The 20,168-nt window shown below is 60.8% G+C and carries 26 protein-coding genes and 1 pseudogene; 1 reads left to right on the forward strand and 26 read right to left on the reverse strand.

Annotation, left to right across the window (positions count from 1 at the left end; translation table 11 throughout):
- Nucleotides 1–98: 98 nt before the first annotated feature.
- From rplX to DWX63_RS09010, 25 genes and pseudogenes are all read right to left on the reverse strand, one after another.
- Nucleotides 99–404, reverse strand: coding sequence for a 50S ribosomal protein L24 (gene rplX, locus DWX63_RS08890; protein ID WP_006235043.1), 306 nt, complete (start codon nt 402–404; stop codon nt 99–101).
- Between the two features lie 13 nt (nt 405–417).
- Entirely contained in the window at nt 418–786 is a 369-nt protein-coding gene (rplN, locus tag DWX63_RS08895) for a 50S ribosomal protein L14 (protein WP_006235041.1), read from the reverse strand.
- A gap of 118 nt (nt 787–904) precedes the next feature.
- The gene (gene rpsQ, locus DWX63_RS08900) at nt 905–1,165 is read right to left on the reverse strand and encodes a 30S ribosomal protein S17 (protein WP_006235040.1); all 261 of its coding nucleotides are present in this window, start codon (nt 1,163–1,165) and stop codon (nt 905–907) included.
- A gap of 16 nt (nt 1,166–1,181) precedes the next feature.
- On the reverse strand, nt 1,182–1,397 hold the full coding sequence (gene rpmC / locus DWX63_RS08905) for a 50S ribosomal protein L29 (protein ID WP_006235039.1): 216 nt from the start codon (nt 1,395–1,397) through the stop codon (nt 1,182–1,184).
- Between the two features lie 107 nt (nt 1,398–1,504).
- Nucleotides 1,505–1,900, reverse strand: a pseudogene (rplP, locus tag DWX63_RS08910) (50S ribosomal protein L16); the annotation flags it as partial.
- On the reverse strand, nt 1,900–2,610 hold the full coding sequence (gene rpsC / locus DWX63_RS08915) for a 30S ribosomal protein S3 (RefSeq protein ID WP_117843486.1): 711 nt from the start codon (nt 2,608–2,610) through the stop codon (nt 1,900–1,902). The pseudogene rplP and the gene rpsC, both read right to left, overlap by 1 nt.
- A 6-nt stretch (nt 2,611–2,616) precedes the next feature.
- Complete coding sequence (rplV, locus tag DWX63_RS08920; RefSeq protein ID WP_006235036.1) at nt 2,617–2,988, reverse strand: 50S ribosomal protein L22; 372 nt, start codon at nt 2,986–2,988, stop codon at nt 2,617–2,619.
- A 14-nt stretch (nt 2,989–3,002) separates the two neighbouring features.
- Nucleotides 3,003–3,263, reverse strand: a complete 261-nt coding sequence (gene rpsS / locus DWX63_RS08925; RefSeq protein WP_006235035.1) for a 30S ribosomal protein S19 — start codon at nt 3,261–3,263, stop codon at nt 3,003–3,005.
- Between the two features lie 32 nt (nt 3,264–3,295).
- On the reverse strand, nt 3,296–4,126 hold the full coding sequence (gene rplB, locus DWX63_RS08930; protein WP_055250219.1) for a 50S ribosomal protein L2: 831 nt from the start codon (nt 4,124–4,126) through the stop codon (nt 3,296–3,298).
- 179 nt (nt 4,127–4,305) lie between these two features.
- Nucleotides 4,306–4,593 (reverse strand): 50S ribosomal protein L23, encoded by a 288-nt coding sequence (gene rplW / locus DWX63_RS08935; RefSeq protein WP_117647573.1) that lies wholly within the window; start codon nt 4,591–4,593, stop codon nt 4,306–4,308.
- A complete protein-coding gene (gene rplD, locus DWX63_RS08940) occupies nt 4,594–5,220 on the reverse strand; it encodes a 50S ribosomal protein L4 (protein ID WP_006235032.1) in 627 nt (208 codons plus the stop codon).
- A gap of 46 nt (nt 5,221–5,266) precedes the next feature.
- Nucleotides 5,267–5,887: a 50S ribosomal protein L3 gene (rplC, locus tag DWX63_RS08945; RefSeq protein WP_035137484.1), complete on the reverse strand. Its 621-nt coding sequence runs from the start codon at nt 5,885–5,887 to the stop codon at nt 5,267–5,269.
- A 455-nt stretch (nt 5,888–6,342) separates the two neighbouring features.
- Nucleotides 6,343–6,969, reverse strand: a complete 627-nt coding sequence (locus DWX63_RS08950; RefSeq protein ID WP_117843487.1) for a histidine phosphatase family protein — start codon at nt 6,967–6,969, stop codon at nt 6,343–6,345.
- A gap of 39 nt (nt 6,970–7,008) precedes the next feature.
- The gene (locus DWX63_RS08955) at nt 7,009–8,163 is read right to left on the reverse strand and encodes a cation diffusion facilitator family transporter (protein WP_199411175.1); all 1,155 of its coding nucleotides are present in this window, start codon (nt 8,161–8,163) and stop codon (nt 7,009–7,011) included.
- Between the two features lie 150 nt (nt 8,164–8,313).
- Nucleotides 8,314–9,528: a PTS fructose transporter subunit IIB gene (locus DWX63_RS08960; protein WP_147336085.1), complete on the reverse strand. Its 1,215-nt coding sequence runs from the start codon at nt 9,526–9,528 to the stop codon at nt 8,314–8,316.
- A gap of 40 nt (nt 9,529–9,568) precedes the next feature.
- Complete coding sequence (accD, locus tag DWX63_RS08965) at nt 9,569–11,287, reverse strand: acetyl-CoA carboxylase, carboxyltransferase subunit beta (protein WP_233514524.1); 1,719 nt, start codon at nt 11,285–11,287, stop codon at nt 9,569–9,571.
- Complete coding sequence (locus DWX63_RS08970; protein WP_117843491.1) at nt 11,280–12,623, reverse strand: acetyl/propionyl/methylcrotonyl-CoA carboxylase subunit alpha; 1,344 nt, start codon at nt 12,621–12,623, stop codon at nt 11,280–11,282. The genes accD and DWX63_RS08970 overlap by 8 nt, the downstream gene beginning before the upstream one ends.
- 10 nt (nt 12,624–12,633) lie before the next feature.
- A complete protein-coding gene (gene fabZ / locus DWX63_RS08975; RefSeq protein ID WP_099432064.1) occupies nt 12,634–13,056 on the reverse strand; it encodes a 3-hydroxyacyl-ACP dehydratase FabZ in 423 nt (140 codons plus the stop codon).
- Between the two features lie 9 nt (nt 13,057–13,065).
- Nucleotides 13,066–13,539 (reverse strand): acetyl-CoA carboxylase biotin carboxyl carrier protein, encoded by a 474-nt coding sequence (gene accB / locus DWX63_RS08980; RefSeq protein WP_117843492.1) that lies wholly within the window; start codon nt 13,537–13,539, stop codon nt 13,066–13,068.
- A 3-nt stretch (nt 13,540–13,542) separates the two neighbouring features.
- Nucleotides 13,543–14,790, reverse strand: coding sequence for a beta-ketoacyl-ACP synthase II (gene fabF / locus DWX63_RS08985; RefSeq protein ID WP_117629228.1), 1,248 nt, complete (start codon nt 14,788–14,790; stop codon nt 13,543–13,545).
- Nucleotides 14,791–14,829: 39 nt separating this feature from the next.
- A complete protein-coding gene (gene fabG / locus DWX63_RS08990; protein WP_117843493.1) occupies nt 14,830–15,603 on the reverse strand; it encodes a 3-oxoacyl-[acyl-carrier-protein] reductase in 774 nt (257 codons plus the stop codon).
- Nucleotides 15,604–15,633: 30 nt separating this feature from the next.
- Nucleotides 15,634–16,560 carry an ACP S-malonyltransferase gene (locus DWX63_RS08995; RefSeq protein ID WP_117843494.1) on the reverse strand — a complete coding sequence of 309 codons (927 nt, stop codon included), beginning with the start codon at nt 16,558–16,560 and terminating at the stop codon, nt 15,634–15,636.
- Nucleotides 16,548–17,492: an enoyl-[acyl-carrier-protein] reductase FabK gene (gene fabK, locus DWX63_RS09000; protein WP_117806118.1), complete on the reverse strand. Its 945-nt coding sequence runs from the start codon at nt 17,490–17,492 to the stop codon at nt 16,548–16,550. The genes DWX63_RS08995 and fabK overlap by 13 nt, the downstream gene beginning before the upstream one ends.
- Before the next feature lie 2 nt (nt 17,493–17,494).
- Nucleotides 17,495–17,731 carry an acyl carrier protein gene (locus DWX63_RS09005; RefSeq protein WP_006235019.1) on the reverse strand — a complete coding sequence of 79 codons (237 nt, stop codon included), beginning with the start codon at nt 17,729–17,731 and terminating at the stop codon, nt 17,495–17,497.
- 51 nt (nt 17,732–17,782) lie between these two features.
- A complete protein-coding gene (locus DWX63_RS09010; RefSeq protein ID WP_117843495.1) occupies nt 17,783–18,742 on the reverse strand; it encodes a 3-oxoacyl-ACP synthase III family protein in 960 nt (319 codons plus the stop codon).
- A 174-nt stretch (nt 18,743–18,916) separates the two neighbouring features.
- Here DWX63_RS09010 and DWX63_RS09015 point away from each other — a divergent pair, with 174 nt between their 5' ends.
- Nucleotides 18,917–19,693 carry a biotin--[acetyl-CoA-carboxylase] ligase gene (locus DWX63_RS09015; protein WP_117635351.1) on the forward strand — a complete coding sequence of 259 codons (777 nt, stop codon included), beginning with the start codon at nt 18,917–18,919 and terminating at the stop codon, nt 19,691–19,693.
- Between the two features lie 116 nt (nt 19,694–19,809).
- On the opposite strand, the gene rpsJ is transcribed toward DWX63_RS09015, so the two are convergent.
- Nucleotides 19,810–20,118, reverse strand: a complete 309-nt coding sequence (gene rpsJ, locus DWX63_RS09020) for a 30S ribosomal protein S10 (protein WP_022094184.1) — start codon at nt 20,116–20,118, stop codon at nt 19,810–19,812.
- Nucleotides 20,119–20,168 lie beyond the last annotated feature (50 nt).

Here is a 20,168-nt window from a genome sequence, read left to right on the forward strand (position 1 = left end):
GCCCTCGCGGCCTAGTCGCTATTTAGGGCGTCCAAGATTTGGGACGCAGTTCACCATGGCATCCGGGCCTTTGCTAGCAACTTGATGTTGCGGGCAGCTTAGAACTTGTGACCGCACTTCTTGCAGACGCGCAGCTTGTTCTTGCCGTCCTTCTCGTGACCGACGCGGGTAACCTTACCGCACTCGGGGCAGACGAGATTGACGTTGGAGGCGTCGATGGGAGCCTCCTGCGAAACGATGCCGCCCTGCTGGTTGGCAGCGTTGGGCTTGACGGCCTTCTTGACGACCGAAACGCCCTCGACAACGACCTTGTTCTCGGCGGGGAGAGCACGCAGGACAACGCCCTGCTTGCCGCGATCCTTACCAGAGAGAACCTGGACCTTATCGCCCTTCTTGATATACATATATCTCCCCTAACTACAGGGTCTCGGGAGCGAGCGAGACGATCTTCATGTACTTCTTGTCACGAAGCTCGCGAGCGACGGGCCCGAAGATACGGGTGCCGACGGGCGAACCATCGTTGTTGATGACAACGCAGGCGTTCTCATCAAAGCGAATGTAGGAGCCATCCTTGCGGCGGATCTCCTTAACGGTGCGAACGACGACGCAACGGACAACGTCCTTCTTCTTGACGTTGGCGCCAGGGGTAGCCTCCTGGACAGCACCGATGAACACATCGCCGATGCCTGCATAACGACGCTTGGAACCGCCAAGCACCTTGATGCAGCGAATCTTGCGAGCGCCGGAGTTGTCGGCGACGTTCAGCATGGTTTGCATCTGAATCATGGTAGATGTTCCTCCGAACTAAGAACCGAAGAGAGGTGCGCAGCCTTTATGCGGCCCGTGGTATGCAAGCCAGGCATACGCACATCTTCGGAAACGTACAAGTCGTAAGAGCGACTGCTTATTTAGCGCGCTCGACGACCTCGATGAGGCGCCAACGCTTCATCTTGGACATAGGACGGGTCTCCATAACGCGGACGGTGTCGCCCACGCCAGCCGTGCACTCCTCGTCGTGAGCGTGCAGCTTCTTGGAGCTGGTCATCATCTTGCCGTACTTGGGGTGACGCTTGCGCTCGGTGATGGTGACAACAATGGTCTTGGCACCGGAGACGGAGGTAACGACACCCGTACGGACCTTACGCGAGTTACGCGAATCAGTCATGTTCTCTCCTTAGGTCCTACTCGGCGACAGCGGACTTCTCCGCTGCGATCTCGCGGGCGCGCTGCTCCGTGAGGACGCGAGCGATGTCCTTCTTCACGGTGTTGACGCGAGCGGTGTTGTCCAGCTGGCTGGTGGCCATCTGGAAACGAAGGTTAAAGAGCTCGGCGCGCATTTCCTTCAGCTTCTCAACGAGCTGAGCGTCCGAGAGCTCACGAATCTCTGCGGGCTTCATTAGTTCTCCTCCTTGGCGGCGGCGGCGTCCTCAGCAGCCCACTTGGCCTCGAGAGCGGCCTCCTCAGCCATCTCCTTCTCGATGCGCTGCTCAGCGTTCTTGGCAGCAACAATCTTGGTCTTGATGGGAAGCTTGTGCTGTGCAAGACGCAGAGCCTCGCGAGCGACCTCCTCGGGCACGCCCTTGACCTCGAACATGATGCGGCCGGGCTTGACGACGGCCACCCACTCCTCGGGGTTACCCTTACCAGAACCCATGCGAGTCTCGGCAGGCTTCTTGGTGATGGGCTTATCGGGGAAGATCGTGATGTAGACACGACCGCCACGCTTCATGTAGCGGGTCATGGCAATACGAGCGGCCTCGATCTGACGGTTGGTGATCCAATGAGCCTCGAGAGCCTGGATACCAAACTCGCCGAAATGCAGCTCGGTATTACCCTTGGCCTGGCCCTTCATGGAGCCACGCTGCACCTTGCGGTGAAGAATACGCTTAGGGGCAAGCACTACTGACCCCTCCTCTCGGAGTTACGACGACGAGGACGGGAAGAGCCCTCGAGTGCAGGGTTGGGAACAGGCTGGCCCGGGAGCTTCTCGCCCAGGTAGATCCAGACCTTCACGCCGCAAGCGCCCATGGTGGTGCTGGCGACAGCCGTGCCGTAGTCGATCTTGGCGCGGAGGGTGTGCAGAGGCACGCGACCCTCACGGTACCACTCACGACGGCCCATCTCGGCACCGCCGAGACGACCGGAGCACTGGATACGGATGCCCTTGGCGCCGGCCTTGCGGGCGGACTGGACAGCCTTGCGCATAGCGCGACGGAAGGCAACGCGACCCTCGAGCTGCTCGGCGATAGACTGAGCAACGAGGTTGGCGTCGAGCTCGGGGCGCTTGATCTCGACAACGTCGACGGAGAGCTGGCCCTTGGAGACGCCAGCAACCTTCTCGAGCTCGGTGCGGAGGGTATCGATCTCGGCACCCTTCTTACCGATGACAACGCCGGGGCGAGCGGTGAGGATGATGACCTTCACCTTGTCGCCAGCGCGCTCGATCTCGACGCGGGAGACAGCTGCGCGGGAAAGACGCTTCTCGAGGTACTTGCGGATCTCGAGATCGTTACCGAGGGTCTTAGCGTAATCCTTATCTGCGAACCAGCGGGAGCGCCAGTTCTCGGTGATGCCAAGACGGAAGCCGGTGGGGTAGACTTTCTGACCCATACAGCTTTACGCCTCCTTTCGAGGAGCAACGACGACGGTGATGTGGGAAGTACGCTTCAGAATGCGAGAAGCGGAACCCTTGGCGCGGGGACGGATGCGCTTAAGCGTCGGACCCTCGTCAACATAGGCAGCGGCGACAACCAGGTTGTCGGCACGCAGACCGTTGTTGTTCTCGGCGTTCGCAACGGCGGAACGGAGAACCTTCTCGACATCCACGGCGACGGCGCGGTCGCAGAAGTGGAGGATGTCGAAGGCCTGAGCGACAGGCTTGCGGCGGATCAGATCGACCACCAGGCGGGCCTTGCTGGGGGAAACACGCACGTACTTAGCGACGGCGCGAACCTCGGTGGCCTCAGTTTCAATAGACTTAGTTGCCATTTACGGTTAACCCCCTATTTGGCCTTGTGGCCACGGAACGTACGAGTCGGCGCGAACTCGCCGAGCTTGTGACCAACCATGGACTCGGTAACATACACGGGCACATGCTTGCGGCCGTCGTGGACGGCGATGGTGTGACCAACCATCTCGGGGAAGATGGTGGACGCGCGGGACCAGGTCTTCACGACGTCCTTCTTGCCAGCCTCGTTCATCGCGGTGATACGCGAGAGAAGGCGAGTCTCCACGAACGGGCCCTTTTTGAGACTTCTGCTCATAAGTGCTTTCTCCTAAAACTCGGTATCCGAAATTACTTCTTACGGCGACGAATGATGTGCTGGTTCGAGACCTTCTTCTTCTTGCGCGTACGAAGGCCCTTCGTCGGCTTACCCCAGGGGGTAACAGAGGGACGACCAGAGGTGTGGTTCTTGCCCTCGCCACCGCCGTGCGGGTGATCGACAGGGTTCATGACGGTACCGCGGACGGTCGGGCGCACGTTCATGTGACGCTTACGGCCGGCCTTGCCGATGACGATGTTGGCGTGATCGGCGTTGCCGACCTCACCGACGGTGGCGCGGCAGGTAACGAGGATGCGACGCATCTCGGAGGAAGGCATACGGACGATAGCGTACTTGCCCTCCTTACCCATCAGCTGGCAGGAGTTACCGGCGGAACGGGCGATAGCAGCGCCCTTGCCCGGCTGGAACTCGACGGCGTGGATGAGCGTACCGACGGGGATGTCGGCGAGGGGCAGAGCGTTGCCCGGCTTGATGTCGGCGTCAGAACCGGACATGATGGTCTGACCGACCTCGAGGCCCTTGGGGGCCAGGATGTAGCGCTTCTCACCGTCAGCGTAGTGCAGCAGAGCGATGCGAGCGGAACGGTTCGGATCGTACTCGATCGTGGCAACCTTGGCGGGCACGCCGTCCTTGTTGCGCTTGAAGTCGATCACGCGGTAACGACGCTTCACGCCGCCGCCCTGGTGGCGGGTGGTGATGCGGCCGTTGTTGTTACGACCGGCCTTCTTGGGCAGGGGCTCGAGAAGGGACTTCTCGGGCTTGGTGCAGGTGATCTCGGAGAAGTCGGAGATCGTCTGCCAACGCCTACCAGCGGAGGTCGGCTTAAGGTGCTTTACAGCCATTACAATCCCTTTCAATAGGAATCCGTTAGCCATCGCAGACAGGGATTCGAGGTTCTGCCTCGGGTGCGATGACACCGGACGTATACACGGTTCCGGGCGTGTCCATTTTATACACCCGAAACCTTGAGCTCTCGCCTCCCCTATTTGGGAGGCATGAGCTCACTCAACAGCAGCGAGTCTTAGGCCTGGTTGCCAAAGACCTCGATGGTGTCGCCCTCGGCCAGCGTGACGATGGCCTTCTTCCAAGAACGGGTCTTGCCGGCGACATAGCGCACGCGCTTGATCTTGGGCTTGACCGTCAAGGTGTTCACGCGAACGACCTTGACGCCGAAGATCTCCTCGACAGCGTCCTTGATCTGATACTTGTTAGCATCCTTGGCGACCTCGAACGTGTACTTGTTCAGCTCCATGCCGGAGAAGGAACGCTCGGACACGATCGGACGGATGATGATCTCGTGGGCGGTCATTTATGCAAGCACCTCCCCGAAGTGAGCGGCGATGTCAGCGGGCATCAGCACAGCGTTGTTGTTGACGAGATCGTAGGTGTTGGCCTCGTCGGCAGTGATGATGAACGTCTTGGGAATGTTGCGGAACGACAGGTAGGCGTTGACGTCCTCATCGCGAACGATGATGGTCAGACGCTTGCCCTCAAGGCCGAGAGCCTTGAGCATGGCGACGGCAGCCTTGGTGGAAGGCTTCTCGAAGCCGTAGTCGTCGACGAGCACGAGCTCGCCATCGGCCAGCTTGGCGGACAGCGCGGAGCGCATAGCCAGCTTGACCTCCTTGTTGTTCATACGCTTAGCGTAGGAACGGGGCTTGGGGGCGAAGACAACGCCACCGTGACGCCACTGGGCAGCACGGATGGAACCCTGGCGGGCACGGCCGGTGCCCTTCTGACGCCAAGGCTTCTTGCCGCCACCGGAAACCTCAGAGCGACCCTTAGCAGACTGGGTGCCCTGACGCCAAGAGGCCATCTGGCACTTGACGATGTGGTGCATAACGTGGATGTTCGGCTCGATGCCGTACACCTCAGCGGCGAGCTCGGCCTCGGCGACCTTCTTGCCCTCGCTGTTCTTTACTTCAAACTTTGCCATTTAAGTGTTCTCCTTGGTATGACGCTGGGCTAAATGGGCTGGGCCCTTAGGCCATACGGATGGCGACGAGACCATTCTTGGCACCCGGGACAGCGCCCTTGACCAAGATGAGGTTCTGCTCGGCATCGATGCGGACAACGGAAAGGTTCTTGACGGTAACGCGCTCGTTACCCATGTGACCGGCCATCTTGACGCCCTTGAGGACGCGCGCAGGATAGGCGCACTGACCGATAGAACCGGGGTGACGCTGGAAGTGAGAACCATGCGTCATAGGACCGCGGCGCTGACCCCAGCGCTTGATGCGACCCTGGAAGCCCTTACCCTTGGAGGTACCGATGACGTCGACCTTCTCGACATCAGCGAAATCAGCGACGGTGACGACCTCGCCGACCTTGTGCTCCTCGCCGTTCTCGACGCGGACCTCACGAAGGAAGCGGACAGGCTCGACGCCAGCCTTGGCGAAGTGACCAGCCATGGGCTTGTTCACGTTCTTGGCCTTGATGTCGCCGAAACCGATCTGGACGGCGTCATAGCCGTCGGTTGCCTGAGTTTTAACCTGCGAGACAGCGCAGGGGCCAGCCTGGATGACCGTGACGGGAACGACGTTGTCGTCCTCGTCCCAAACCTGGGTCATGCCAATCTTGCGGCCGAGAATCATGCTGATCAAGATATGATCCCAACTCTCGCGTGGTCTTGGGACAATGCGTACACCACCGAGCGTACGCCCCTAGAGGACCACTACTTACACGACGTGCTCCCCAGCCTTGTATTTCGCCCGGACTACCTGACAACCCTATTAAGCAGGCATTTTGTCCAGCCAAAATACTCCCCTGGTTTCACACAGCTGTTTAGTATACACGGCTGCGGGCGTATCCATCGAGATTCATATTTCACTCACATTGTTTACGCAGGTAAAGTGCGTGGCACGTTCCCAGTGTGCGGCGGAGGGGGCGGGCCTGAGACATATTAAGGTTGCTGCTCTACAGTCCTGCTCACGACGGAGAGCACATTAAGTGCTCTCCTTTGCGTGCGGAACTCGCGATGACCTTAATATATTTCTCCGGCCCTCCGCCGTGCTCGGGAGACGACACGTTGATGTCTGCTTAACTCTGCTCGCTCAGGCTAATGACTTTGTTGGGGGTCCACTATTTGCTGGAGGGTGAACTTGCATTGCATTGGCTCGCCCTCTACTTGTGGCTCCGCCTCATCAAAATCGAAAATCATAATGGCGCAGTTGGGGAGTTTTGTTGGGAGCTCGAAGCCCTCTGGGGCTGCAGCCTTGATGAATTGGCGGCTGGCGCTGCCGTGGCTTACTGCTAGGAGGGTTTCGATGCCCTCGGCGCCCATGAGATTGGTGAGGGTGCCCACCATGCGCTCCTGCAGGGCATGGCTTCCTTCTCCGCCAAATGGGATCAGGTCCTCGCCGGGGTCCCAGACGTCGGTGGGTAGGGCGTCGTGGGGGCCTTCTTCGAAGGTGCCGTAGCTGCGCTCGATGATGCCTTCGCAGGGCTCGACTGCTGTGTCCGGGCCGAGGAGCTCGCATGCGACGAGCTGAGCCGTGTCCATGGCTCGGCCTAAGGGCGAAGAGACCACTTTGTCGGGGACGACGCCGTGGGCTTTGAGCCATGCGGCTGCCATTCCCGCTTGCTTGCGGCCCAGATCGGTCAACGGAGAATCGCAGCGGCCCTGGACGAGCTTTTTAACGTTGAATTCTGTCTGACCGTGGCGGAGTAGATATAGACGCTTCATGCTCTCCCCTTCTGTATAACTTGCTTTGCTGGCACAGCCCTACTCGTGGGTATGGCCTACGTAGTCTTCGTCGATCGTGATCTTGGCGACCGACTTGGGATATTCCGATTCGACCCGTTTCGCCAGCGCGCGCTTCAGGTCCTCGGCGCTCATCGCCAAATCCGAGGGACGTACGCAGTCAAAGATCACGTTGGTATGCGTGGGGCCCGGAACACAGCGTAGGTCGTGGATCGAGAGGCGGCTATCAATCTCTTGAGCCATAGCGTTGATGCGCAGACGCATGCTCGCCACCTTTGGATCGTCGGTCACGATGGGATCGTAATGGAGCGTGACGATCATGCCGTCTTCGACCCTAAACGACTGCTCGATGTTATCGAGCGTGTCGTGACTTTCCAGCGGGCTGGCCTCGGCTGCCATCTCGGCGTGAGCGCTTGCGAACTTTCTGCCTGGGCCGTAGTCGTGAACCATCAAATCGTGAACGCCCAAAACGCCGGGGTAGCTCATGATTTTGTCTCGAATGTGCTTGACCAGCTTAGGATCGGGCGCCTGGCCCAAAAGCGGGCTCATCGTATCCTGGATGAGTTCAAAGCCGCTCCAGCCAATATAGGCGCCAACGGCAAGGCCGACCCATGCATCTAGATTGATATGCGTCACCTGCGAAACAATTGCGCACGCCAGCACAGCACCCGTAGCTAGGACATCGTTCTTTGAGTCCTGAGCGGTCGCATGCAGCGTCTCGGACTCAATGCGATCGCCGAGCTTTTGGTTGAGGGCCGCCATCCACAGCTTTACGACCATTGACAGCACCAGAACCGCCACCAGGGAAAGCGAAAACTCGACAGGCTCCGGGTTGATAATTCGCTCCACCGACGATTTCACCAGCTCAACGCCAATCAGCAGCACGAGCGCCGCCACGACCAGACCCGAGAGATACTCGTAGCGGCCATGTCCGTAAGGATGCTCGGGGTCGGCCGGCTTGCCCGCCAGCTTAAAGCCAAGCACGCTCACGATGTTCGAGCTGGCATCGGACAGGTTGTTCATGGCGTCCGCCACAATCGAAACCGATCCCGACAGCACGCCAATTGCACCCTTCGCAGCGCAAAGCGCAACATTGGCGAGAATACACACTATGCCCGTCAACGTTCCCACGCGCGCACGGTCGCCCTGCGCACGACGAACAATCCACTCGACCATCCTCATCAGTCCCCACGGTACTACCTATATATCTATTGCTCAAACGGATTGTAGTGTAGCCACTTTGTCCCCCAGATACAAAAAGGCCGCAACCCACACGGGCCGCAGCCTTGGAATATGACAAAGGAATCGTCCTTTTGTCGCACAGATTTATGCGCTTGCTTCAGCAGCGCTCGCCACTGTTTCGAGCGAATCAGCTGCGTCTTCTGCCGCCTGCATCTTTGTCGGCACCACGCCAAAACAGCAGCTCAGCGCCGCAGACACCGCAAATGCTGCGCCGCCGGCAGCGCAGCACCACAGCAGATTCGAGATGCCGCCCGTGGCAAAGCCAATGACCATGAGGACATTCGTCATACCGATGGTATAAGCCGTAACGTGGCCCACGGCCGCAACAAGGCCTCCGACGGCGCCGCCAACGGCCATGCACGTCAGACACCTGCCATATTTAAAGCCGCATCCGTACAGCGCTGGCTCGCTTACGCCGCCAAGAATCCCCGAGATTGAATAGCCCAGCATGAGCGCCTTCTCGTCCTTATCCGCAACGCGGAGCGACGCGCCAAAGGGCATACCCCAAACGGCGAACGTTGCCATCGTCGCGGCGATCAGGATGCACGAATCCGTTCCCACACTCATAAACTGCGCATAGGCAAGCGATAGGACAACGTTGCTGACACCCGCGATCTTAAGAAACTCCCAGCCCGCGGCAAGCCCCATGAGCGTGAGCAGCGACACGATGCCACCGGAATTGCCAAGCATAAACATAAGCTGTCCCAACAGCATGCCCAGATAGCTGCCTGCCGGCGCCGTAACACACAGCGACACCGGAACCATGACAAGCATGGTTGCAAACGGTACAAAAGAAAACGCCACAGCCTGAGGGATAGTGCGCTTAAAGAAACGCTCCACCTGCCATAGCACGGGCACCGAGATGAGAACCGGAATAACAGTCGTCGTGTAATCGTTGACCGGCGCGGGAAGTAGATCATACACGAAAGTCATCGATGCCCCCGTCGTCGATGCGGCATCAACGAGCTTAAGCAGATCGGGCACAATCAATACGCCGCCCAGCATCATGCCCAGCTGCTCCGAGCAACCGAGCTGGCGGGCAGCGGCCCAACCAAGATAGATGGGCAAAAAGTAATAGCCGGCGTTATACAGCCAGCTGTAAAACAGGCGATAGATTTCGGAATCGGCAGGCCATAGATCAAGCATGCCTTCGCCCATAATGACGGCAACGGTGCGGAACAGCGCCGCGCAGACAATAAACGGCAACGCCGACATCATGCTTTTGGACAGATAGTCCACCACGGCCATGGCGTTTGATGAAACCGTCGTTGTAAACGAGGTGTTAGAAACTTGTGACATGGAACGCCTTTCCCAATGTGACATGTGGACTGTCCCTTTGTCACATCGTGCGGTACTGACCGATTGCGCGGTACTTTTCGTAGCGGAGGTTTGTGAGGGTCGCGTCGTCGAGCTGCCCAAGCGTATCGAAGGCATCAAATGCCGAGGACATGACGACACCGGCGATCTCCTCATGCGACAGGCCCCTATCGTCAACAATGCCGTCGATGATGCCGAGCGCCAACAGATCGGGGGCCGTGAGCTTAAGCGCCTCAGCGGCCTCATTCGCGCGCTCGGTATCCTTCCACAGGATCGACGCACAGGCCTCGGGGCTCACGACCGAATAGGCCGAGCTCGAGAGCATCAGGATGCGGTCGGCCACGGACAGCGCCAGCGCGCCACCAGAGCCGCCCTCGCCTGTCACCACCGAGACAATCGGCGTCTTAAGGCCGCTCATCTCCATGAGATTCTGGGCAATCGCCTCGCCCTGGCCGCGCTCCTCGGCACCGATGCCGCAAAACGCGCCCGAAGTATCGACCAGGCACAGAACCGGCCGACCAAATTTCTCGGCTTGGTGCATCAGGCGACGTGCCTTGCGGTAGCCCTCGGCATGTGCCATACCAAAGTTGCGACGCATGCGCTCTTTGGTCGTGGTACCGCGCTCGATGGCGATAACCGTCACGGGTCGCCCGTCTTTCCAGCCGATGCCGCCCACCACGGCAGCATCGTCGCCAAAGTAGCGGTCGCCGTGCAGCTCTACGAATCCGTCGAGACCCAACGAGATCATCTCGCCTGCCGTGGCGCGGTTCGCCGAGCGAGTCTGTTTGACGATTTCGAGCGCGCTTTTTGGTGCGGCCGAGCGCTTAAACAAGTGTCCCAGCTTTTTGTCGCGACGACCCGTATGCACGATCTCATGCGGTGCCCCCAGGCCGGGCGCGTGCCCTTCGTGCAGCGCCAGCAGCTCGCCTACCGTGAGCGCAATCTCACCACGCGGAACAACGGCATCGCAAAAGCCGTGCTCCAGCAAAAACTCGGAACGCTGGAATCCCTTGGGCAGACGCTTGTGCATGTTCTGCTCGATCACGCGCGGGCCGGCAAATGCCGTCAGGGCATCGGGCTCGGCCAGGATAATGTCGCCCTCCATGGCAAAGCTCGCGGTTACACCTCCGGTCGTGGGATCGGTGAGCACCGTGATATACAGGCCGCCCGCCTCGCTGTGGCGCCTAACCGCCGCAGAAATCTTGGCCATCTGCATGAGCGAGGTCACGCCCTCCTGCATGCGGGCGCCGCCCGATACGGTAAAGCCAACGACCGGCAGCCCCAACTCGGCCGCGCGCTCAAAGACACGACAGATCTTCTCGCCCACCACGGAGCCCATCGAGCCCATCATAAAGTTGGCATCCATAAAGAAGAGCGCGGTATCGCAACCGCAGATTTTGCCCCTGCCGCACACAACGGCATCGCGCTCGCCCGAACGCTCGCTCACGCTCTTAAGCTTGTCGGCATAACCGGGAAACGAGAGGAAGTCCTTCGACGCCAGATTGGCATCCCATTCCTCAAAGGTACCCGCGTCGACCGTCATGCGCATGCGCGCGCGACCGCTCACGCGAAAGTGTTTGCCGCAACGAGGGCAGACCTCGAGGTTGTCGTGCAGGCGCGCCTCATCGATCACACGGCGGCACTCCGGGCATTTGACAAACACGTGGCGCGCGGGGAACTCGGCGCACGACTCGGTTATCGGCCCCTCAAGGACATTGACCGTCTTCGCTTTTCTATTCATCAGCATAGAGATGTCCCATCAGATCGGTGTGATATATGCCCGACAAAAACTCGTCGTTTGCCAGCACGTCGAGCTGAAGCTCGCTATTTTCGCTCACGCCCTCAATCACGAGCTCGCCCAGGGCCGAGCGCATCTTGCGAATGGCACCGTCACGCGTGGGCGCGCACACGATGAGCTTGCCGAGCATGGAGTCGTAGTACGGCGGAACTTTCGCTCCGGTAAACATGGCGGAATCCCAGCGCACGCGCGGACCACCCGGCACACGCAACGCGGTGACCGTTCCGCACGACGGCAGAAAGTCCGGCGTTTCGGCATTGATGCGGCACTCCATGGCGTGGTTGCGCACCGGCATGTCCTCCTGCTCAAAGGGCAGAGGCTGGCCGGCTGCCACGCGCAGCTGCCACTTGACCAAGTCGGTATCGGTTACAAACTCTGTAACCGGATGCTCCACCTGCAAGCGCGTATTCATTTCCATAAAGTAGAAATTGCCGTCGTCCGAGTACAGAAACTCGATGGTGCCAGCGCCCTCATAACCGACGGCACGAGCCAAGTCGCGCGCCGCCTTGTGCATACGGGCACGAATATCGTCGCGTCCGTCGAGGCACGGCGCGGGACTCTCCTCGATCAGCTTTTGGTTGCGGCGCTGCACCGAGCACTCGCGCTCGCCGAGTGAAAACACATGGCCCTGCTTATCGGCCATAATCTGCACCTCAACGTGATGCGCCGGCGCAACGAACTTCTCCATGTAGCACTCGCCGTCACCAAAAACGGCCTCACCCTCGGCACGCGCCTCGATGAACGCCTTTGCCGCATCTTCCACGCGCTCGACCTTGCGAATACCGCGACCGCCGCCGCCCGCGCGCGCCTTAATAAGCACGGGGCAGCCGATGCGCTCGGCCTCGGCCGTCGCCTCCTCGGGGCTTTTGAGCAAATCGCAGCCCGGCACGATGGGCACGCCCGCAGCAGCGGCCGTTCGGCGTGCGGCGTCCTTGTCGCCCATGCTGTCGATCACCTCGGCCGAAGGACCGACAAACGCCAGACCGAACTTGTCGCAGTCGCGCACGAAGCTCGCCTTCTCGGAAAAGAAGCCATAGCCGGGATGAATTGCCTTAGCTCCCGACTTTACGGCACAGGTGAGCACGGCATCGTCGTTGAGGTAGCTCTCGGCAAGACGCGGGCCGCCGATGCAATACGCCTCGTCGGCAAGCTGCACGTGTAGCGCGTCCGCATCGGCCGTGGAATAAACGGCGACGGTCTTGATGCCCATATCGCGGCACGCGCGGATAACACGGACCGCGACTTCGCCGCGGTTGGCGATGAGCACTTTGTCGAACATGGAGCCTTCCTTAACTTTCGTGCATGAGTGCAAAAGACATATCGGCGCGGCAGCAAACCTCACCGTTGACGCTCGCAGTACCCGTCGCAAAGCGGAACGGCCCGCGCGCACGCGTGATGGAGCACACTAGATCCACCGTGTCGCCCGGGCGCACCGGACGCTTAAAGCGCACCTTGTCCAGACTCGTGTAGAACGGCGTCGCGCCGCGCGCCTCCTCATCGCCCATCAGCAGCACACAGCAGTTCTGGGCGAGCATCTCGCACTGAATCACGCCGGGAACGACCGGGTTTCCCGGAAAATGTCCCTGCAAAAAGTACTCGTCGCCTGTAATCGTGATCTTGCCGTGGGCCTCGTCGCCCACCAGCTCGGCTTCGTCGAGCAAAAGCATCGGCTCGCGATGCGGTAACAGCTTCTTGAGCTCTTCTTTGTTCATGGATATCACCTATCCGATCCTCATGAGGCAGCTGCCAAACTCCACGAGGTCGCCGTCGGCCACGCAGATCTCGAGCACCTCACCGTCTGCCTCGGCCGTCACCTCGTTGAGAACCTTCATGGCCTCGATGATGCAGAGGGTCTCGCCGGCCTTGACCTTGGAGCCCACGCGCACAAATGGCTCGTCGCCCGGCGCAGGGGCAGCATAGAAGACGCCCACCATGGGAGCAGTCACCTCGGTGCCCTTGGGCTCCGGCGCGGCGGCAGGTGTCTGCGTGGCGGGTTCCGGTGCGGCAGGCGCGACTGTGGGAGCTGCAACTTGAGCGGCCATGGCGCTCGGCATAGGTATGGGCACGGCAACCGGCTGCGCCACACTCGCGCGCTCGAGTTCGACCGCGGTGCCATCGGGCTCCTCAACGCGTACGCGCGTGAGGCCGCGGTCCTCCATCACATCGGCTATCTCGGCAAGTCTTTTGGAATCCATGCTCTAGCTCCTCGTATATCTACGCAGCGCGATGGCGGCGTTGTGCCCGCCAAAGCCCAGGTTGGTCGAAAGCGCCCAGGTAAGGTCGGCGCGAACCGCACGATTGGGCGTGTAATCAAGATCGCAGGCGGAATCGGGCGTGTGGTAGTTAATGGTCGGCGGCACCACGCCCTGCTCGAGTGCCATGGCGCAGGCCATGACCTCGATGGCCCCCGTGGCACCGATCATGTGCCCCGTCATCGACTTGGTCGACGAGACATGTGCGGCGCGCGCCGCGTCCTCGCCGAGCGCTCGCTTAATGCCCGCCGTCTCGGACGAATCATTAAGCTTGGTCGAGGTGCCGTGGGCATTGATGTAGAGGCCCTCGGAAGGCTTGACGTCGCCCTCGGCCACCGCCAGCGATATCGCGCGGGCAATGCCGGCAGCCTCGGGATCGGGACTCGTGATGTGATAAGCATCATCGGTGTTGCCGTAGCCCACGACCTCGGCATAAATGTGCGCACCGCGCGCCTGCGCATGTTCCATGCTCTCGAGTACCAGCACGCAAGCGCCCTCGCCCATCACAAAGCCGTCGCGGTCTGCATCGAACGGGCGGCAAGCCGTCGCAGGATCGGGGTTGGTGGTCAATGCGCGGCAGGACGTAAAGCCTGCAACGGCATCGGGGATAATGGCCGCCTCGGCGCCGCCCGCGAGGATCGCGTCGGCATAGCCGTGCTTGATGGCGCGGAACGCCTCGCCCACCGCATGGGCCGAGGTCGCGCAAGCAGTCACGACTGGCAGGGTCGGTCCCTTTGCCTTGTGGCGGATCGCGATATTGCCTGAAGCCATGTTGGGGATCATCATCGCAATCATATAGGGCGATGCGCGGCGAGGTCCACGATCGGCGATCGTGTGGACGTTGTCGACGAGCGTCGTCATGCCGCCCACGCCCGAGCCCACGTAGACGCCCAGGCGCTCACGATCGATGGCGCCTTCGACATCAAAGCCCGCATCGTGCATTGCCTCGTCCGAAGCCGCCATCGCAAACTGAACGCAGGGGTCGAGATGCTTGGCGTCACGCTTGCCAAAGTACTCGTTGCCGTCAAAGCCCTTGACTTCGGCCGCCACCTTGACGGTAAACGCATCGGTATCGAAGTGCGTGATCGGGCCGATGCCACAGGTCCCGGCGCACATGGCCGCCCAGGTGGCAAGCGCGGTGTTGCCGAGCGGCGATACGGCACCGATGCCGGTGATTGCAACTCTCTGTTCCATCATGGTCTCCTCATCCAAGCCGTTCTTCGGCCCTGGTTTCTACATCGCCATTCCGCCGTCGACGCGCACGACCTCGCCCGTAATGTAAGCAGCCGCATCGCTCGCTAAAAAGCGCACCACGCCGGCCACTTCCTCGGGACGTGCCATGCGCTTAAGGGGAATCTGTTCCTCGGTTGCCGTACGCACCTTCTCCGAGAGCTTTGCCGTCATATCTGTCTCGACAAACCCGGGGGCGACCGCGTTCGCTCGTACGCCACGAGGCGCAAGCTCGCGCGCCACCGCCTTGGTAAGCCCTATCACGCCCGCCTTGGAAGCAGCGTAGTTGGCTTGCCCGGCATTGCCCATCAGGCCCACGACCGAGCTCATGTTGACGACGCAACCGCCGCGCTGGCGCATAAAGGTCTTGGTGAGCGCGCGCGTCATATTGAACGTGCCCTTGAGATTGACATCGAGCACGCGGTCGAAGGCGTCATCGCCCATGCGCATGAGCAGGCCGTCGCGCGTGATGCCGGCGTTGTTGACAAGCGCCCAAATGAAGCCAAAGTCGTTGAGGACCGTCTCCACGCAAGCGTTGACGGCATCGGGGTCGGCCACGTCACATTGATATGCGCGCGCCGTGGCGCCAGCCGCCTCACAGGCTTCGCATGTCTCGCGCGCCGCATCGACGCTGCCGGCATAGACGACGGCGATATCGTAGCCATCCTCCGCCAGGCCAACCGCACAAGCGCGGCCGATACCACGCGAGCCGCCCGTGACCAGCGCCACGCGACGTGAGTCGTTGCGCTCGAGCGCGCCGTTGTTCAAGTTGCCCATGTCATTCCTTTCGGGTTACAGCTCTGTGGACTATGCGAGCTCGTCGGCAATAGCTGCGACCTGCTCGGCCGTTTCGCACGAATACACGCGAACGTCGCTCAACGTACGCTTGACCAAGCCGGACAACGTTTTGCCAGGGCCGACCTCAATAAACGTATCGATGCCTTGATCCTGCAGAGCATGCAGCGTGTCGACCCAGCGCACGGCATGACTCACCTGGTTGGCCAGCATCTCCGCTGCCGCCTGCGGGTCGGCCGGATAGGGCGCCGCTGTCATATTTGCCATAACAGGAATCAGCAGCGGGGACGGCGCGTGACCGGCCTCGATATATGCAGCAAGGCCACAGGTCGCCTCGGCCATATAGGGGCTATGGAATGCACCCGACACCGCGACCTTCATGGCGCGACCGCCAGCCTCTTTCACTAGAACGTCGAGCTCCTGCAGCGCCTCGGGCGCTCCGGCCACAACCGTCTGCTGGGGGCTGTTGTAGTTGACCGGCCAGCAGTCCTCGCCGGCCTGTTTTGCCAAGCCCTCGACCTGCGCCGCATCGAGTTTGATGACGGCGCGCATGCCGCCGGGGTGACGCTCGGCCGCCGTGGCCATCAATGCCGCACGCTCACATACGAGCTCAAAACCCGCTCGCGTATCGAACGCCCCCGCAAAGGTGAGCGCGGCGACCTCGCCAAGCGAAAAACCCGCACAGGCGGTAGGTACCACGCCGCGCTCACGCAGGGCGGCAGCCGCTGCCAGATCGTGAACGAACACGCACGGCTGCGTGTTCTCGGTCTGCGAGAGTTCCTCCTTGGAGGCGCTTCGGCACTGCTCACTGGTCCCCGGGCGCACCTCGTCGGCAATGGCGAACACCTCGGCGGCCGCCGGCGATGCCTCGATCAGGTCGACGCCCATCGCGGGGTGCTGGGCGCCCTGGCCGGCAAACAGAAACGCTACGCCACCCATGCGCACGCACCCTTCAGGACGTGCTCGGCGCCATCGACCAGGTCGTCAACGATTTCACGTGCGCTTTGGCGCTCGTTGACCATGCCGGCAATCTGTCCACACAAAAACGAGCCCTCTTCGTAATTGCCGTCCTTGGCGGCCTTGCGAAGGGCGCCCGTGCCCATGGCCCCGAGCTCCTCGACGCTTACGCCCGCCGCCTCGCTCTTGGCGTAGGCGTTGGTGAAGGGGCTCTTGAGGGCACGCACCGGGTGTCCCGTCGAGCGGCCGGTCGCACGCGTCGAGGTGTCGTTGGCCTTCAGGACCATCTCCTTGTACTGCTCCGATACGGTGCACTCATCTGCGATCAGAAAGCGCGTACCCACCTGCACGCCGGCGGCGCCCAGCATAAAGGCGGCCGCCACGCCGCGGCCATCGGCGATACCGCCAGCCGCAACCACGGGAATATCGACCGCATCGACAACCTGCGGCACCAGTGCCATCGTCGAGGTCTCGCCAATATGGCCGCCTGATTCGGTACCCTCGGCAACCACGGCAGTGGCTCCACGACGCGCCACGAGGCGCGCCAGCGCCACCGAGGCAACGACCGGGATGACCTTGATGCCCGCCTCGTTCCACGCCTTCATGTACTTGGTGGGATTGCCGGCACCCGTCACGACGACCGGTACCCGCTCGTCAATCACGACCCGCGCGACCTCGTCGGCAAACGGGCTCATGAGCATGACGTTGACGCCAAAGGGCTTATCCGTCCTGGCGCGCAGCTCATGAATCTGGTCGCGCAGCCAGTTGGCGTCGGCGTTCATGGCCGCGATAATCCCTAAGCCGCCCGCCTCGGACACTGCGGACGCCAGCGAGGCGTCGGCGATCCAGGCCATACCGCCCTGGAACACGGGCTTTTCGATGCCGAGCAGATCGCAGAGAGGAGACTTGAGCATCACTACTTCTCCAATGCCGCCTCGACCGTATCGGCGAACTCGCCGACCGTCTTGGGGTTCTCCTCGGTATCGAGCTGGATGCCAAACTCGTCCTCGACGGCGACGAGGATCTCGACGGTGCCCAGACTGTCGAGACCAATCTCCTCGAGCGTGGACTCGGGCTTCATCTCGACGTCGTCAAGGCCAGCGGTCTCGCGGATAACGTCGCAAACGCGCTCGAAGGTCTTCTGATCTGCCATGGTAGTTCTCCTTTGTTTGTGCCCTAGGGGCGTTTTATTTCCTATGTGCGACTACTTCCAACGAAGCAGATAGCCACCTATATCCAGGCCGGCGCCAAATCCAACGAGGGCGATGATGTCACCCGCATTCAGTGCGTCGGTGCGTGCCAGCCGGTCAAGCGCAAAGGGAATGCAGGCGCTCGAAATGTTGCCGGTCTCGCGCAGCGTTCGAACCACGCGCTTGTCTGGCACGCCGAGGCGTTTGACCGCCTGACTCAGGATTCGTTCGTTAGCCTGATGGAATACAAAATGGTCGATGTCCTCGACCGAAATGCCCGCATCGCTCGCAAGCTTATGGACCGTGTCGCAGATGGCGTTGACGCCAAACTTGAACACGCGGCGGCCATTCATGGACAGCACGCTCTCGCTATCTGCGGAGGCCTTAAACGGCGAGGTGCCGACCAGACCGGGAACGCGCAACGTCTCGACGTCGGGCGCCGTCGAAAGCTCAACGGCAAGGGGGCTGTCTCCCCCAGCCTCAATCACCGCGACGCCTGCCCCATCGCCAAAGAGCACGCAGGTGGCGCGGTCGGTCCAGTCGAGCGCGCGCGTCATCTGCTCGGCCGCAACGACCAGCACGTGTTTGGCACGCCCGCGGGCGATATAGCCCTCGGCGACATCGAGCGCAAATACGAAGCCGGCGCAGGCCGCCGAGACATCGAAGGCGGGGCATGTCGCGCCTAGTCGCTCAGCAACGGCACACGCCTCAGCGGGAACAAGATGGTCACCCGTCGTCGTCGAGCAGACGATCAGATCCAGCTGGCTCGCGTCGATTCCGGACACCTGGAGTGCCCGCTCGCTCGCCGCTACGGCAAGGTCATCAAGTGACTCGGTGGTGCAGACGTGGCGGCTCTTGATACCTGTGCGGGTAAAAATCCACTCATCCGAGGTATCGAGGAACTCGGACAGCTCGTCATTGGAAACACTGCGCTTAGGAAGCGCCGAGCCCGTTCCAAGAATCGTGAAACCCATCACTAACCTCCTTTGAGTTGTTGACGTGTTTACATCGACCAAGAGAGGATAGCGCATTTCAGTCGTTGTTAACGTGTTAACATTAAATTGTCCAAATGCGACAAAGGCTTCACATTGTGTCTCTCTCGACACCATTGCGTTATTCACTTATTCATTAAGGAGGTAGCAGCCGTTATGGATGCCAAATTAACGATAGTCGACGTAACCGGATCGACCAACGATGACCTGCTCGAAGCAGGAAAACAGGGAGCGCCGCACGGCACAGGACTTGCCGCCCGGGCTCAGACAGCAGGACGCGGCCGGCGCGGCCACAAGTGGGATTCAACCGCCGGCAACCTATTGCTTTCGATTGTCCTGCGTCCATGCGTTAATCCTGCGAAGTACTCTGGTCTTGCTGCCGTCAGCGGCCTAGCGGTGCTCGAGGCGCTCGAAAAACAGGGTCTTGCAAACGAGATTGGCCTCAAATGGCCCAACGACTTGGTCGCTCGAGGGCGCAAACTTGGCGGCATCTTAGTCGAGGCAGCACGCGATAACGAAGGCAAACCCTTCGCCGTCTGCGGCATTGGCGTCAATGTGAACTATGCGCCCCAAGAGGTGCCCGATGGCGGCCTGCCGGCAATCGGTCTCTCGGACCTTAACGAGAACGTTCCAGCTGTCGACATGCTCCTCGATGAGGTCTATCACGCAGTTATAGACGCTATAGATGCCTGGGCAGAACGCCTCAACGCCATGGAAGAAAACACCGGACCGCTCGCGCCCGTCCACGGCGAATATGTCGCTCACCTCAATTGGATTGGAAAGCACGTTATCGCCCGCTCCCCTGCCGGTGACGAGCTGGCGCGAGGCATCTTTAAAACGGTCGATGGCTTTGGTCGTGCGTGCATCGAAACAGAAGACGGCTTGCGATCCTTCCATTTTGAGGAAGCGTCATTGCGCCCCTTGAGTGAGTAGGTCGCCACAGCCAGCCGCTCGGCAGCCTTACCCGGCGATCCAAACCCATCATGCAAAACAAAAGGGCCCCGCTACCGTAACGGCAGCGGGGCCCTTTAAGCTATGAGCGATATCGCTTAGAGCTTGATGTCGATGTCGACGCCAGCGGGGAGGTCGAGACGCATAAGCGAATCAACGGTGCCCGAGGTGGGGTCGAGGATGTCGATGAGGCGCTTGTGGGTGCGCATCTCGAACTGCTCACGGGAGTCCTTGTTCACGTGCGGCGAGCGGATAACCGTGTACAGGTTGCGCTCGGTGGGCAGGGGGACAGGACCGGAAACGCGAGCACCGGTCTTCTGAGCGGTCTCGACGATGAGCTTCGCGGACTGATCGACGACCTCGTGATCATAGCCCTTGAGGCGAATGCGGATCTTCTGGGTAGCCAACTTAAACCTCCAAAGAGTGCGAGAGATGTTCTCGCGGATTACGTAACAGG

This window comes from Collinsella sp. AF20-14LB, from assembly GCF_003459505.1.
Classification (GTDB): Bacteria; Actinomycetota; Coriobacteriia; order Coriobacteriales; family Coriobacteriaceae; genus Collinsella.